Source organism: Xanthomonas sp. WHRI 7064, assembly GCF_040202355.2.
In the GTDB taxonomy this organism is placed as follows: domain Bacteria; phylum Pseudomonadota; class Gammaproteobacteria; order Xanthomonadales; family Xanthomonadaceae; genus Xanthomonas; species Xanthomonas arboricola.
This window is the reverse complement of sequence record NZ_CP167821.1, coordinates 4,696,762-4,710,472: the sequence shown is the minus strand read 5'-3', so window position 1 is coordinate 4,710,472 and position 13,711 is coordinate 4,696,762. Positions and strand designations below refer to the sequence as shown.

The 13,711-nt window shown below is 65.7% G+C and carries 7 protein-coding genes; 5 read left to right on the top strand and 2 right to left on the bottom strand.

Annotated features, from left to right (window positions below):
* Positions 1 to 32 precede the first annotated feature (32 nt).
* A complete protein-coding gene (locus tag ABQY74_RS20030) occupies positions 33 to 1,520 on the bottom strand; it encodes an MFS transporter (protein ID WP_104553517.1) in 1,488 nt (495 codons plus the stop codon).
* Between the two features lie 99 nt (positions 1,521 to 1,619).
* The gene (locus ABQY74_RS20025) at positions 1,620 to 4,559 is read right to left on the bottom strand and encodes a TonB-dependent receptor (RefSeq protein WP_349794663.1); all 2,940 of its coding nucleotides are present in this window, start codon (positions 4,557 to 4,559) and stop codon (positions 1,620 to 1,622) included.
* A 466-nt stretch (positions 4,560 to 5,025) separates the two neighbouring features.
* On the opposite strand from ABQY74_RS20025, the gene ABQY74_RS20020 reads away from it, so the two are divergent.
* From ABQY74_RS20020 to ABQY74_RS20000, 5 genes are all read left to right on the top strand, one after another.
* Positions 5,026 to 6,351 (top strand): MFS transporter, encoded by a 1,326-nt coding sequence (locus ABQY74_RS20020; RefSeq protein ID WP_349794661.1) that lies wholly within the window; start codon positions 5,026 to 5,028, stop codon positions 6,349 to 6,351.
* A 10-nt stretch (positions 6,352 to 6,361) separates the two neighbouring features.
* Positions 6,362 to 7,348 (top strand): endo-1,4-beta-xylanase, encoded by a 987-nt coding sequence (locus ABQY74_RS20015; protein ID WP_167707961.1) that lies wholly within the window; start codon positions 6,362 to 6,364, stop codon positions 7,346 to 7,348.
* A 43-nt stretch (positions 7,349 to 7,391) separates the two neighbouring features.
* A complete protein-coding gene (gene uxaC / locus ABQY74_RS20010) occupies positions 7,392 to 8,813 on the top strand; it encodes a glucuronate isomerase (RefSeq protein ID WP_349794659.1) in 1,422 nt (473 codons plus the stop codon).
* 163 nt (positions 8,814 to 8,976) lie between these two features.
* The gene (gene galB, locus ABQY74_RS20005; protein ID WP_349794657.1) at positions 8,977 to 11,676 is read left to right on the top strand and encodes a beta-galactosidase GalB; all 2,700 of its coding nucleotides are present in this window, start codon (positions 8,977 to 8,979) and stop codon (positions 11,674 to 11,676) included.
* A gap of 459 nt (positions 11,677 to 12,135) precedes the next feature.
* Positions 12,136 to 13,182, top strand: coding sequence for a hypothetical protein (locus ABQY74_RS20000; RefSeq protein ID WP_349794655.1), 1,047 nt, complete (start codon positions 12,136 to 12,138; stop codon positions 13,180 to 13,182).
* The last annotated feature ends 529 nt before the right edge of the window (positions 13,183 to 13,711 follow it).

Below are 13,711 nucleotides of genomic sequence, written 5' to 3'. Positions count from 1 at the left end.
GTACCTGTGCATGAGGTGGGAGGGAGAGGGCGTCAACTGGTGGCGAGCGCGGCGCTGCGTCGGCGCAGGCCCAGCTCGTGTTCGATGCGGGTTTCCAGCGGCTTGTCGATCTCGTACAGCGCCAGCAACGCGGTGCCGAGCAGGAACGGGATGGACGCATACACGCTGATGGCCAGGCGAATGCCGTTTGTCACGGCATCGCTTTGCAGCGGCAGGGCGGCATCGTAGCCATAGAACGCCAGGATGCCGGCGACCAGCGCGCCGCCGACGCTCAGGCCGATCTTCAGGCCGCACAACATCGCCGAGAAAATGATTGCGGTCGCGCGGCGGTGGTTCTTCCATTCCGAGTAATCGGCCACGTCGGCGATCATTGCCCATAGCAGCGGGATGGTGATGCCGTAGAAGAAGCCGTGCAGCACGTAGGAGGCGAACACCCAGGCGATCGCAGTCGGCGGATACACGTAGAACGCCAGCAGGAACAGCGTGGAGATCAGCAGCGCGCCGCCGAACACGTTGCGCTTGCCGTAGCGGTCGGCCAGCCGCTTGGAAAAGCCGATGCCCACGATCATCGCCAGGATGCCTCCGGCGCTGAACACGCTGAAGGCCGAGGTGGGTGCGTCCTGCGGCCATTGCAGCGCGCTCATGCCGGCGCCGGTGAGCATGCTGTTGATTGCAGCAATGAAGCGGTTGAAGCCGGCGTTGTCGAGGAACAGCGTCAATGCGTTCGCGTCGAGGGTGTACTTGAAGTAGTAGATGTACATCCCGCCCTTCATGGCGAGATTGATGAAGACCAGGATGGTCAGCGACAGCATCACCAGCCAGGGTCTGTTGCGGACCAGATCGGTGAGGTCCTGGCGCACGCTGCTGCGTTGTTCGCTGATCGGCAGCACGCGCTCGCGGGTGGTGAAGAAGGTGATCAGAAAGCACAGCGTGCCGACGGCGGCGAACAGCGCCATGGTGTTGCGAAAGCCCTGTGCCTTGTCGCCATTGCCCAGGATCAGCACCAGCGGCAGCAACAACACCTGGATGATGAACTGTGCAAACGTCACCGCTAGAAAGCGGTACGCCGACAAACTATTGCGTTGCTCCATGCTGCCGGTGAGCACGCCGCTCAATGCCGAGTACGGCAGGTTGTTGGCCACGTACACCAGCATCAGCAGCGTGTAGGTGGCGAAGGCGTAGGCGATCTTGCCCTGTTCGCCGAGTGCGGGCGTGTTGAACGCGGCCAGCGACAAGGCACCGAACGGCAATGCCGTCCACAGGATCCACGGGCGGAACTTGCCCCAGCGCGTGCGGGTGCGGTCGGCCAGGATGCCGATGATGGGCGTGAACACGAACGCGCCGAGCATGCCCACCACGAAGATCAGGGTGGCGGCCACACTCGCCGGGATGCGGAACACATCGGTATAGAAGAACGCCAGGAAGGTGACCAGCGTCTGGAAGATCAGGTTGGCTGCCAGGTCGCCCAGGCTGTAGCCGATCTTTTCGCGCAAGGAGAGCTGTTGTGAGCGATCGTTCATGAGGTGGGGCGGGGCTCAGGGAGTGCTGCGGAAAACGCCGCGGCGCGCGCCAGGCTGCCGGTCGCGATGGGAGGTGATCGCGACCGGCAAACACAGCACTCAAAAGGTACCGCGGATCCCGAGCATGACCGTGCGCCCGGGCTCGTACAGATCGTAGGTGGCGTTGGGCCAGGCGTAGGTGGTGCGCAGCGGCTCGTCGGTGAGGTTGGTGACGTTGAGGGTGATCTGCGGCTTGGACGGCAGCGACTCCAGCGTGTAGCTGGCAGACAGATCCAGCTGCCCGCGCGCATCGGCGTTGAGGCGCGCGTAGGGAATGCCGTTCTGGTTGGCGCCGGAGATCACCATGTCGTCGTTCCAGGTGTAGGACAGGCGCACCGAGGCGGCGTCCTTTTCCCAGTACACGGTGCCGTTCCACAGGTTGGGGGCGACGCCGACCGCCACTGCCGGAATGCCTTCGCCTTCGGAGGATTGGGTGACATGGGTGTAGTTCACGCTGAAGCCCAGGCCGTCGACCAGCCGGTCCAGCGGCTGCACCCAGATCGCCTCGGTGCCGCGGATGTTGAGCACGCCGTCGGCGTTGACCTGGGTCTGGACATCCACGGTGGCCGCATTCGGGCCGCCGCGCTGGTCCAGGCCGGCCTGCTGGATCGGCAGCAGGCTGTCGTAGGGCACGCCCAGGTCGTTGAAGGGAATGCGCCGCACGCCGTTGACGGTGAAGCCGCTGATGCGCTTGTTGAACAACGTCAGGCCCACATAGCCTTCGCCGCCGGTGTACCACTCGCCACCGAAATCCACGTTGGTGGACAGGTACGGCGCCAGGTTCGGATTGCCCTGGGTTGCGGTCTGCGCGGAGGGGTCGCTGAAATTGGTGTTGGGCAGCATCGCGCTGGGGTCAGGCCGGGTGAGCGTGCGCGAGCTGGACAGGCGCAGCACCACGTTGTCGGCCACGTCCCAGGCGGCGTTGAACGAGGGCAGGGTCTCCTTGTAGTCCGAATCCAGCACCTGGACGCGGCGGATGCCGTTGATGGTGACCGGGCCGGTGATGGTCTGGTCGGTGGTCACGTAGCGCACGCCGGCATTGAAGCGCAGCGTGCGGTTCCACACTTCGGTTTCCGCGTTGGTTTCGATATAGAAACCCCAGTTTTTTTCGCGGATGCCGCCGGCCGAGGCACCGGTATTGGCGGAGTTGGTTTCCGGTGCGGAATCGCGCAGCGCGTAATAGTTGGTGTCGCCCAGGAAGCGTTTGAAATCGGCGGTGATGAAGCCGTCCGGGCCGGGGCGCAGATAGCCGGCCAGCGCCGCATTCGGGATTGCCGAGCCAGGGCCGCCGTTGCAGACATTGCCGCCGCCACCGCGGCAGACCACCTGCTCCCAGGCGATGCTGTTGTCGAAGCCGCGGATGGTGCGCTCGGCCTGGTCGTAGGCGGCGCCGATCTTGATGTTGCGCTTGTCTTCGCCGAACTGCAGATCGGCGCGTGCACCCCGGGTCTCGGTCACGCGTTTTTCGTTCTGGATATTGACCCGGCCGCCGTTCCAGCCCCAGCCCAGATTGGGGTCGTTGAGATCGAGCGGGCTGCTAATCGAGGGGCGGTCGCCGCCTTCGTTGCGGTAATCGACGGTGGTGAACGGCGAGGTGACCAGAATGCTGGGCGACTCGCGCTCCAGCCAGCTGCGCGTGGCATTGGCCTGCACGTTGAGCTTGATGTCCTGGTTCTCGCCGAACAACAGCTCGGCACCCGGATTGACGCTCCAGAACTTGACCTCTTCCCGGTACGGGCGCGCTTCCAGAAAGTACTGCGCATTGGCAAACGTGGCGCTGGTGACCACGTTGTTCTGGTCCAGCTGCATGCCCAGCGGGATCATGTTGCCGTTGCGGCCGATCAGATTCATGCTGATCCGCTCGGTGGTGCGCTTGGCTTCCGAATACAGCGTGTCCAGGTAGAAATGCATGCTGTCGGACGGGCGCCATTCCAGCGACATCACCGAGGCATCGCGGTCGCGATCGCCATTCATGTACACGCTGCGGCCCAGCCGCGGGATCAGCGCGTCGCTGATCTGGTCGATGCTCAGGCCCGGGTTGCGCGCCAGCAGCCAGGCCGCATCGATGGTCTCGCCGGTGGTCAGGCCACTGCCGGCGGTGGCCGGCACGCGGTCGGGGATGCGCCAGTTGCCGCCGCCATTGACGTTGCACGCGGCCGGTTGATTGGTGGCCGGGGTGCCGGCAGGCGGGGTGAGCCCGCACTGGGTGTAGGTGAGGCCGGGGTTGGTCCAGCCCACGCTTTCGAAGCCGCGCACGCCCAGCTTGCCGCGGACCGAAGCCACGCCCAGCAATGCGCCGAAGGTGCCTTGCTCGTTGGTCCAGCTGCCCATGAAGGCGCCGCGCGGGGTGGTCTTTTCGCTGGTGCTGTTCCAGTCCGCCTGGGCCTGATAGGTGAAGTGCACGCCGGGGCGATCGAACGGGCGCGCGCTGCGCATGTCCACCACGCCGGAGACGCCGCCTTCGAGCATGCTGGCGGTGGGCGTCTTGCTGACGGTGAGTTGGGTGAAGAACTCGGTGGGAAACAGGTTCAGATCGACTTCGCGGTTCTGGTTCTGCGCGTTCAGGCCGATCGAAGCGGTGGCGATGCTCGCGCCGTTGAGCGTGGTCTTGGTGAAGCTGGTGCCCAGGCCGCGGATGGCGATGTTGAGGCCCTCGCCATTGACGTCGCGCGAGAGCTGCACGCCGGGGATGCGGTTGAGCGACTCGGCGATGTTCATGTCCGGAAACTTGCCGATGTCCTCGGCAAACACGGTGTCGGCAAAGCCGACCGAGTCGCGCTTGGCGTCGGTGGAAAACTGGATGCTGCGCCGGTAGCCGGAGACGGTGACGGTGTCGAGCTGGGTCACCGCATCGCCGCTGGCAGCGGCGGCCGCGGGCGGTTGTGCGGGGGAAGCGCTGTCGGCGTCGCTGGACTGCGCCCAGGCGGCGGTGCTGGTCATGCCCAGCAGGATGGACCCCAACGCGCAGGACAACGCGGTTTGTGCGTAGCTGTTCTTCACCGTAATCCCTTCCCTAACAGGTGAGCAGATGTCCCACGCATCGCCCCTGCGCAGGGAGTGCCGCTGCCGAACAGCGGCGCGGCGATGGTGCGATGGGGGAGACGGGCGATCAGCGGTGGCCGATGTTAGCGCTACCAAATTCAGAACAGCACGCTGCAGGGCAGCATAGGCGACGGAAGGCATCGCGGCGGCTGCGACAGTGGCGCTGATCGGAATGATGCTGGCCGCGTATGGCGCACTGGCGTGCTGCACTGCGCGATGGTTTTTGCCCAGCAGCGTGGTAATGGTAGCGCTATCACCCGTGGCGCAAGGCCACCTTCGTGCAGGTGCAGTGCTCGATGAATCGAACCGAAGAACACGGTAGCCAGAGGCTGGGCCACGCGCGACACGTGGCAGCGCATTGCAGTGGCCGTTGCGCGATTGCCCGTCGCAGGCTGCGTACAGCAGCGCTATGGCGCCAGCGCGCATGAGCGAGTTGCCGCAAGCGGCTGCCGCTGCCGGCACGCTGGCGCGCCTGGGCCGCATGCGTTGGCGCGTCTGCGCACTGCTGCTTGCCGCCACCACCATCAACTATGTCGACCGCCAGGTGCTGGGCGTGCTGGCGCCGTTTCTGCAGACGCAGATCGGCTGGAACGAAATCCAGTACGGCTATATCGTCACCGCGTTCCAGGCCGCCTACGCGCTGGGCCTGTTGTGCAGCGGTGCGGTGATCGACCGCTTCGGCACGCGCGTCGGCTACGCGCTGGCGATCGGCATCTGGAGCCTGGCGGCAATGGGGCATGCGCTGGCCACCAGCGTGGTGGGCTTTGCGATTGCGCGCTTCTTCCTGGGGCTGGGCGAGTCCGGCAACTTCCCCGCTGCACTGAAGACGGTGGCCGAGTGGTTCCCGCGTCGCGAGCGCGCACTGGCCACCGGCATCTTCAATTCCGGCTCCAACATCGGTGCGATCGTCGCGCCCTTGCTGGTGCCGCTGATTGCCACCGCCTGGGGCTGGCAGGCGGCCTTCCTGTTCACCGGCGTACTCAGCGCCACGTGGCTGCTGGTGTGGTGGCTCAGCTATCACCCGCCCGAGCAGCAACCCGGCCTGTCGGCGGCAGAGCTGGCGCATATCCGCAGCGATGCGCACGAGCCGGTGCAGCGGCGGCTGTCGTGGTTGCAGGTGCTGCGGCATCGGCAGGCCTGGGCGTTCGTGCTGGGCAAGTTCATCACCGACCCGATCTGGTGGTTCTTCCTGTTCTGGCTGCCCAAGTTCCTGCATGCCGAATACGGATTGAGTCTGTTGCAACTGGGCGCGCCATTGATCGTGATCTTCGTGCTGGCCGATATCGGCAGCATTGCCGGCGGCTGGGTCGCCGGGCGCTTCATCGCGCGCGGCTGGAGCGTCAACCGCGCGCGCAAGAGCGCGATGCTGATCTGCGCGATCTCGGTGGTGCCGATCGTGTTCGCCGCACGCGCCGATAACCTGTGGCTGGCCGTGGGCCTGATCGGCCTGGCCACCGCTGCGCACCAGGGGTGGTCGGCCAATCTGTTCACGCTGCCGTCGGACATGTTTCCACGCCACGCGGTCGCCACCGTGGTCGGCATCGGCGGCTTTGCCGGCGCGGTCGGTGGCATGCTGATCGCCACCTTCATCGGGTTCCTGCTGCAGGCCACCGGCAGTTATGTGCCGGTGTTCCTGATGGCAGGCTCGGCGTATCTGCTGGCGCTGGCGGTGGTGCACATGCTGGTGCCACGCTTGGCGCCGGCGCAGCTGCCGGCAGATTCCGCACCGACAGCCAACGCATCTTCCTGAGGGGATCATCATGCAATTACGCACATTGGCAGTGGGGTTGTTGTTGGCGGCGAACGTCGCAACGCTTGCGCAGGCCGCACCGCTGGCTTCCGGCGCGCCCAAGTTCCTGGGCAGCGCCTACAGTCCGCAACAGGCGCCGGGATTTGCGCAGTACTGGAACAAGCTCACGCCGGAGAACAGCGGCAAGTGGGGCAGCGTGGAAGCGGTGCGCGACCAGATGGACTGGAGCGGGTTGGATACCGCCTACCGGCTGGCCAAGGCCAACGGCATGCCGTTCCAGATGCATGTGATGGTGTGGGGCAATCAGCAGCCGGAGTGGATCAAGTCGCTGCGGCCGGCCGAGCAACGCCGCGAGATCGAGCAGTGGTTTGCCGCGGTGGCGCAGCGCTATCCGGAGATCGACCTGCTGGAAGTGGTCAACGAGCCGCTCAACGACCCGCCCAGCAAGGACGACACCGGCGGCGGCAATTATCTGCAGGCGCTCGGCGGCAACGGCGCCAGCGGCTGGGAGTGGGTGCTGCAGTCGTTCCGGCTGGCGCGCCAGCACTTTCCGCGTGCGCGGCTGATGATCAACGACTACAGCATCACCAACAGCCCCCAGGCCACGCAGAAATACCTGCAGATCGTGCAGTTGCTGCAGCGCGAGCAGCTGGTCGATGCGATCGGCGTGCAAGAGCATGCCTTCGAAACCACCCCGAATGTGGCGATGTCGGTGCACCGCGACAATCTCGATGCACTGGCCGCGACCGGCTTGCCGATCTACATCACCGAGTTCGACCTGGACGGGCCCACCGATGCGCAGCAGCTGGCCGCCTACCAACGCGTGTTCCCGGTGTTCTGGGAGCACCCCGGCGTGCGCGGCATCACGCTGTGGGGCTTTCGTCCCGGGCTGTGGCGCGACAAGGAGGCGGCGTACCTGATCCGGGCCGATGCCACCGAGCGGCCGGCGCTGACTTGGCTGCGCGATTACGTTGCCAGCCACGGCGCGGCGCGATGATCCCGGTGCCCTGCCTCTTTCCTGCCCGTTCGGCGACCGACTGATGCCTACCTCCATTCCGCTGACCCTGCACGCCGACCGCCTGCTGTCCGCCGACCCCGGCACCCGTGCGATCGCGCGCCGCCTGTACGCGCAGATCGCCGCACTGCCGATCATCAGCCCGCACGGCCATACCGATCCGGCGTGGTTCGCTACCGACGCGCCGTTCGCCAATGCCACCGAGTTGTTGCTGGTGCCGGATCACTACGTGTTCCGCATGCTCTACAGCCAGGGCATCGCACTGGATGCCTTGGGCATTCCGCGTGCGGATGGGTCGCGCGCGGCGGTGGACCCGCGCGCAGCGTGGCGCGTGTTCGCTGAGCACTACACGTTGCTGCGCGGTACGCCGTCAGCGTTGTGGCTCAATCATGTCTTCCATGACGTGTTCGATCTGCGCATCCGGCTGGATGCCGGCACTGCCGATCATTACTACGACCACATCACCGCTGCGCTGCAGATGCCGGCATTCCGCCCGCGTGCCCTGTTCGAGCGCTTCAACATCGAGGTGATTGCCACCACCGAGTCGCCGCTGGACACGCTGCAGCACCACGCGGCCATTCGCGCCAGCGGCTGGAAGGGACGCGTGCTCACCGCGTACCGCCCGGACCCGGTGGTCGACCCCGAACACGAGCAGTTTGCCGGCGCGCTGCAGCAGTTCGGCGCGCTCACCGGCGAGGATGTGCTGAGCTGGCAAGGCTATCTGCGTGCGCACCGGCAGCGCCGCGCGTTCTTTGCCGCGCATGGCGCCACCTCGACCGACCACGGCCACCCCAGCGCAGCCACGGCCGATCTGTCGCCGGCCGAGGCGCAACGCCTGTTCGACACCGTGGTGCGTGGTGCCGCCACACCGGCGCAGGCCGAGCTGTTCCGCGCGCAGGTGCTGACCGAGATGGCGGCGATGAGCCTGGACGATGGCCTGGTGATGCAGCTGCACCCGGGCTGCTTTCGCAATCACAACCGACAGCTGTTCCAGACCTTCGGGCGTGACAAGGGCGCCGATATTCCGATGCGCACCGACTACGTGCACGCGCTCAAACCCTTGCTGGACCGGTTCGGCAACGACCCGCGCCTGCGCCTGATCGTGTTCACCCTGGACGAAACCAGCTACAGCCGCGAGCTGGCGCCACTGGCCGGCCATTACCCGTCGCTGCTGCTGGGGCCGGCCTGGTGGTTCCATGACGCGCCGGAAGGCATGTGGCGCTTCCGCGAGCAGACCCTGGCCAGCGCCGGCTTCTACAACACCGTGGGTTTCAACGACGATACCCGCGCCTTCCTGTCGATTCCGGCGCGGCACGATGTGGCGCGGCGCGTGGATAGTGCCTTTCTCGCCAAGCTGGTCGCCGAGCACAGGCTGGACGAGGACGAGGCGGTCGAGGTTGCGATCGATCTGGCGTATCGCCTGCCCAAGCAAGCCTACAAGCTGTGAGGCTGAGCGAGGCAGCACGCAGCGATGCCTGCACGCGTGCAGGTGGTGCGGATGGGACACGCCTGCAGGCACGGTCGATGCGAGGCGCGATATGACGCACACGGGCATGCAGGCGAGGGTGATGCGCGCGCTCAGGGATTGCGCACGCCTTGCGCGCGTCGCGATGCTTCGCATCTGCGTGGTAGTGCCCGCGCTGGCAGCACCACCGGCATCGACCCAGTTGCCGCGCGAGCGTGTCTCGCTCAACGCGCAATGGCGCTTCCATCGGGGCGATCCTCCAGGCAATCGGCAGATCCTGGACTACGACATCCGCCCGCACGTGCCACGCAGCGAAGACGGCAAGGTGGCCGATGCGCAGCCCGAGCAGGCGCAGCGCCTCGATGCCGCCGCAACCCGCGTGCTCAAGCCGTGGATCCTGCCCACGGCCAACAACTTGATTGCAGATCCCGCGAAGCGGCACAAACGCCCGCCCGGCCACCCCGGCAGCAGCGTCGCCTTCGTGCAGCCGCAGTTCGACGACAGCGGTTGGGAGCGCGTGGATCTGCCGCACGACTGGGCCATCGCCGGGCCGTTCCTGGCCGATGGTCCCTACGGTGGCATGGGGCGCCTGCCAAGCTGGGGCGTGGGTTGGTATCGCAAGAGTCTGGACATCCCCGCCAGCGATCGCGGGCGCGCGCTGTTTCTCGATTTCGATGGTGCGATGGCCTATGCCACGGTCTGGCTCAACGGCAAGCTGGTCGGCGGCTGGCCGTATGGCTACAGCTCCTGGCGCGTGGACCTGAGCCCCTACGTGGTGCCCGGTGCGCGCAATCAATTGGCGATTCGTCTGGATAACCCGCCGGAGTCGGCGCGCTGGTATCCGGGCGGCGGGCTGTATCGCAATGTGTGGCTGACCAAAGCTGCGCCGCTGCATGTCGCGCATTGGGGCACGCAGCTGACCACGCCGCAGGTGTCGGCCGGCACCGCGCAGGTGCAGTTGGCGATCACGCTGGACAATGCCGCGCGCAGCGCGGTGCAGGCGCAGGTCAGCACCGCGATCTATGTGCTCGACGATGCACGCGGCACACGCAGCGGCGCGCCGGTCGCGCGGATTGTCGCGGTGCAGGTTGCGGTTGCCGCCGGTGGTAGCGCCCGTGTGCAGGGCAGCACGCAGATCGACCGCCCGCGGCTGTGGGGCCCGCCACCGACCCAGCGCCCGCACCGCTATGTCGCAGTGACCGAGGTCAGTCAGGACGGGCACGTGGTGGATCGCTACGAAACCCCGTTCGGCATCCGCAGCATCGTGTTCGATGCCGACAAGGGCCTGCTGGTCAACGGCGAACATGTGCCGATTCGCGGCGTGAACAATCATCACGACCTCGGCACGCTGGGTGCGGCGTTCAACCTGCGCGCCGCCGAGCGGCAACTGCAGTTGCTGCAGCAGATGGGCGCCAATGCCATCCGCATGAGCCACAACCCGCCCGCACCGGAGCTATTGGAGCTGACCGACCGCATGGGCCTGCTGGTGGTGGACGAGGTGTTCGACAGTTGGGAGATGAAGAAGACCCCGCTGGATTTCCACCTGGTGTTCCCGCAGTGGCACGAGCCGGACCTGCGCGCGATGCTGCGGCGCGACCGCAATCATCCCTCGGTGATCTTGTGGAGCGTCGGTAACGAAGTCGGTGAGCAGTACACCGGCGAGCAGGGCGCGGCGATCGCACGCACACTGCACGCCATCGTGCATGAGGAAGACCCCACGCGCCCCGCCACGGTGGCGATGAACTACGCCTCGCCCGAGATGCCGCTGCCCGCTGCGCTGGATGTCATCAGCCTTAACTACCAGGGCGAAGGCATCCGCGACGCGCCGGAATTCGCAGGCACCGAGCGCATCCGCAAACAACCGCAATATCCCGCGTTCCATGGCAGGTTCCCGCACAAGCCCATTCTCAGCAGCGAGACCGCCTCGGCGTTGAGCAGCCGCGGTGTGTATTTGTTTCCGGTGACGCCAGACATTAGCGCGCCGGTGCGCGATGGGCGCGGCGGCGACTCGGTCGCGCACCAGGTCAGCGCCTACGAACTGCATGCGGTGGACTTCGGCTCCAGCGCCGACAAGGTGTTCGCGGCACAGGACCGGCATCGGTATGTCGCCGGCGAATTCGTCTGGACCGGCTTCGATTATCTGGGCGAGCCCACGCCGTACTACAGCTCGCGCAGTTCATACTCCGGCATCTTCGATCTGGCCGGTTTTCCCAAGGACCGCTACTGGCTGTATCAATCGCGCTGGCGCCCCGATCTGCCGATGGCGCATCTGCTGCCGCACTGGACCTGGCCCGGCCGCGAGGGTCAGGTCACGCCGGTACATGTGTTCACCTCCGGCGACGAGGCCGAGCTGTTCGTCAATGGCGTTTCGCAGGGGCGCAAGCGCAAGGGCCCGCTGCAGTATCGGCTGCGCTGGGACGCGGTGGTCTACCAACCCGGCGAGCTGCGCGTGCAGGCGTACAAGGAAGGCAAACCCTGGGCCGAAGACCGGGTGCAAACCGCTGGCAGCGCCGCGCGCATGCAGGTGACGCCCGACCGCAGCAGCATCCGTGGCGACGGGCAGGATCTGAGTTTCGTCACCGTGCGCCTGCTCGATCGCGATGGACGCCCTGCGCAGACCGCCGGCGACCGCCTGCGTTTCCGCATCGAAGGCCCGGGCGAGCTGGTCGCCACCGACAACGGCGATCCCACCAACCTGGAATCCTTCGCCGCGCCGCAGCGCAATGCGTTCAACGGGCTGTGCCTGGCGATCGTGCGTGCCAAGTCCGGCGCGCGTGGCACCATCACGCTGCATGTCGAATCGGACAGCCTGGACGCCGCGCAGGCGCAGATCGTGGCGCAGTGATGAGATTGCGCATGAGCTGTCGCCTGCAGTAATTCACCTTGCAGGCAGCCGTAGAAAAAACACCGCCTAGATGGGGAGCGTGCTCGGGTGCGGCCAAAGCAATCGGCCATGCCGTAGTAATCGTTCCATGAAAGCCGCCCCGTCATGGAGTTCGCGTGATGGATATCGGCTTGATCACGCGTGCGTTGCATGGCGCCGTCGGGCGCGTATTTCGCTATCGCCCCTGGCAATCAATGCTGAGACGTCGTCTGCGCGCATCGGCCGCCCGGATTGCGAAATGCCGTAACGCAGCATCGACACCTCGCGGATGCGCGCTTAACACAAGAACGTGACACAGCCCAAAGTTGATGCGTTTGCTGCATCTTCAACTTCGTTTTCCCGGACATTACTTCCTGGTGGCGCATGGCCGGCCTGGCCGTGCGAGGAAGATCGTTTACTCCACCTTCATAAGGAATGGGAATGAATAATTTTGGATCAACGTCAGTGCTTGTTGCCTGCATCATCGGAAGTGTGGCCAGCGCAGGGGCTGCGACGCAGAGCTCGGCCATCAACGCCGCCGGCCGCGCCAAGGCCATGTCGTCCTGGGAAGCGACGATCCATCAGCAAGCGCCGTCGATGGAGGGTTGCTTCCGCTCGGCGTTCCCGAACAATGGCTGGCAGGCGACACGTTGCGCAGCGCCACCCAAGCTCGTGTCGGTGCCACCGGCCGCCATCAATGGCAACGGTCGCGCCACCACCGCGCACACCGATGGTGCTTTCACGGTCGGTAACGGCACCGACTACGCCGCACGCACCGGCAGGTTCACGCGCTCTGCGGTGGGCTCGTTCCCGAGCGTGAGCGGTGTGACCACTGGCGTGGCCGATTATTCGTTGCAGATCAATACCGACACCGCCAGTAATCCCACCACCTGCTCGCAGTTCGGTTACTCCACGTGCCAGACCTGGGAGCAGTTCATCTACTCCACCGATGGTGACGGCGACGCCAGCAATGGCCGCACTCCGATTGTCTTCATCCAGGACTGGTTCTTCGCCGGTAGCACTTCGCAATACAACGCGGTCGGCTGTCCATCCGGCTGGAACGCCTATCCCGACCAGAACGCCTGCTATCGCAACAGCGACGCAGTGGACGCACCGCTGGTCGCGGTGAAGAACATCGGTAGCATCAAGCTGACCGGCTCGGCGACCGCTGGTGGCGTGGACACCGTCTCGTTCTCGGTCAACGGCCAGGCCTATAGCGTGAACCAACCCGCCTCCACATTGAACATCAATAAGATCTGGCGGCAGTCCGAGTTCAATATCTTCGGCAATGGCAGCGTCAATCCGGTGGTGTCGTTCAATCGTGGCTCGAGTGTTACCGTGAACGTGGCCGTCAACGACGGCACGACGAATGCCCCGACGTGTCTGGGCAACGCCGGCACCACGTTTGAGCAGAACAACCTGACCCTTGGCAGCTGCACCGCTTCCGGTGGTTCGTCGCCGCGCATCAGCTTCACCCAAAACAACTAAGGTGTGCTCAACGCCCGGGAAGGCCTTGGCCTTCCCGGGCGTTTTTCGTTGTAGGACTTGCCAGCGGCCGGGTGGACCCCGATCCGGGGCGCGTCGCCGGTCATCTTCGTGCAACGCAACTCGTTGCGGCCACTGCCACTATCCATCGCTCAGTGACGTGCCTGCATCTGCTACCGCGCACAGGCACTGGTTGGGTGCGGTACGCCCTGCACAACGCAGGCGCGCTGATCGATGCGACTGCCGCCGGCACGTAGATCTTCGCGCAATGATCGACGCGACGGCAGACGCTCCGTGCCGCGTCGTCGCCGACACGCCATGTCGCTCTGCAGCCGTTGGACGTTGGGGCAAGGCCAACATGGGTGCGCCAATGTGTACTCGCAACCGCTGGACGCCGTGGCGCACACTGTTTGCCGGCATGCACGCGCCAACCCAGGTCGTCGCCGCCCTTGGAGACGGAAGCAGCTATGCTGCGTTATCGCCAGAGTTTGCCGCCGGCGGACTGTGCCATGGCCTTGCGCATCCCTCGCGA

What these genes read in the sequence shown, in the direction of transcription:
- ABQY74_RS20015 (WP_167707961.1), top strand. Translation starts at nt 6,362, where the DNA reads ATGCAATTACGCACATTGGCAGTGGGGTTGTTGTTGGCGGCGAACGTC.
- ABQY74_RS20000 (WP_349794655.1), top strand. Translation starts at nt 12,136, where the DNA reads ATGAATAATTTTGGATCAACGTCAGTGCTTGTTGCCTGCATCATCGGA.
- galB (WP_349794657.1), top strand. Translation starts at nt 8,977, where the DNA reads ATGCTTCGCATCTGCGTGGTAGTGCCCGCGCTGGCAGCACCACCGGCA.
- uxaC (WP_349794659.1), top strand. Translation starts at nt 7,392, where the DNA reads ATGCCTACCTCCATTCCGCTGACCCTGCACGCCGACCGCCTGCTGTCC.
- ABQY74_RS20030 (WP_104553517.1), bottom strand. Translation starts at nt 1,520, where the DNA reads ATGAACGATCGCTCACAACAGCTCTCCTTGCGCGAAAAGATCGGCTAC.
- ABQY74_RS20020 (WP_349794661.1), top strand. Translation starts at nt 5,026, where the DNA reads ATGAGCGAGTTGCCGCAAGCGGCTGCCGCTGCCGGCACGCTGGCGCGC.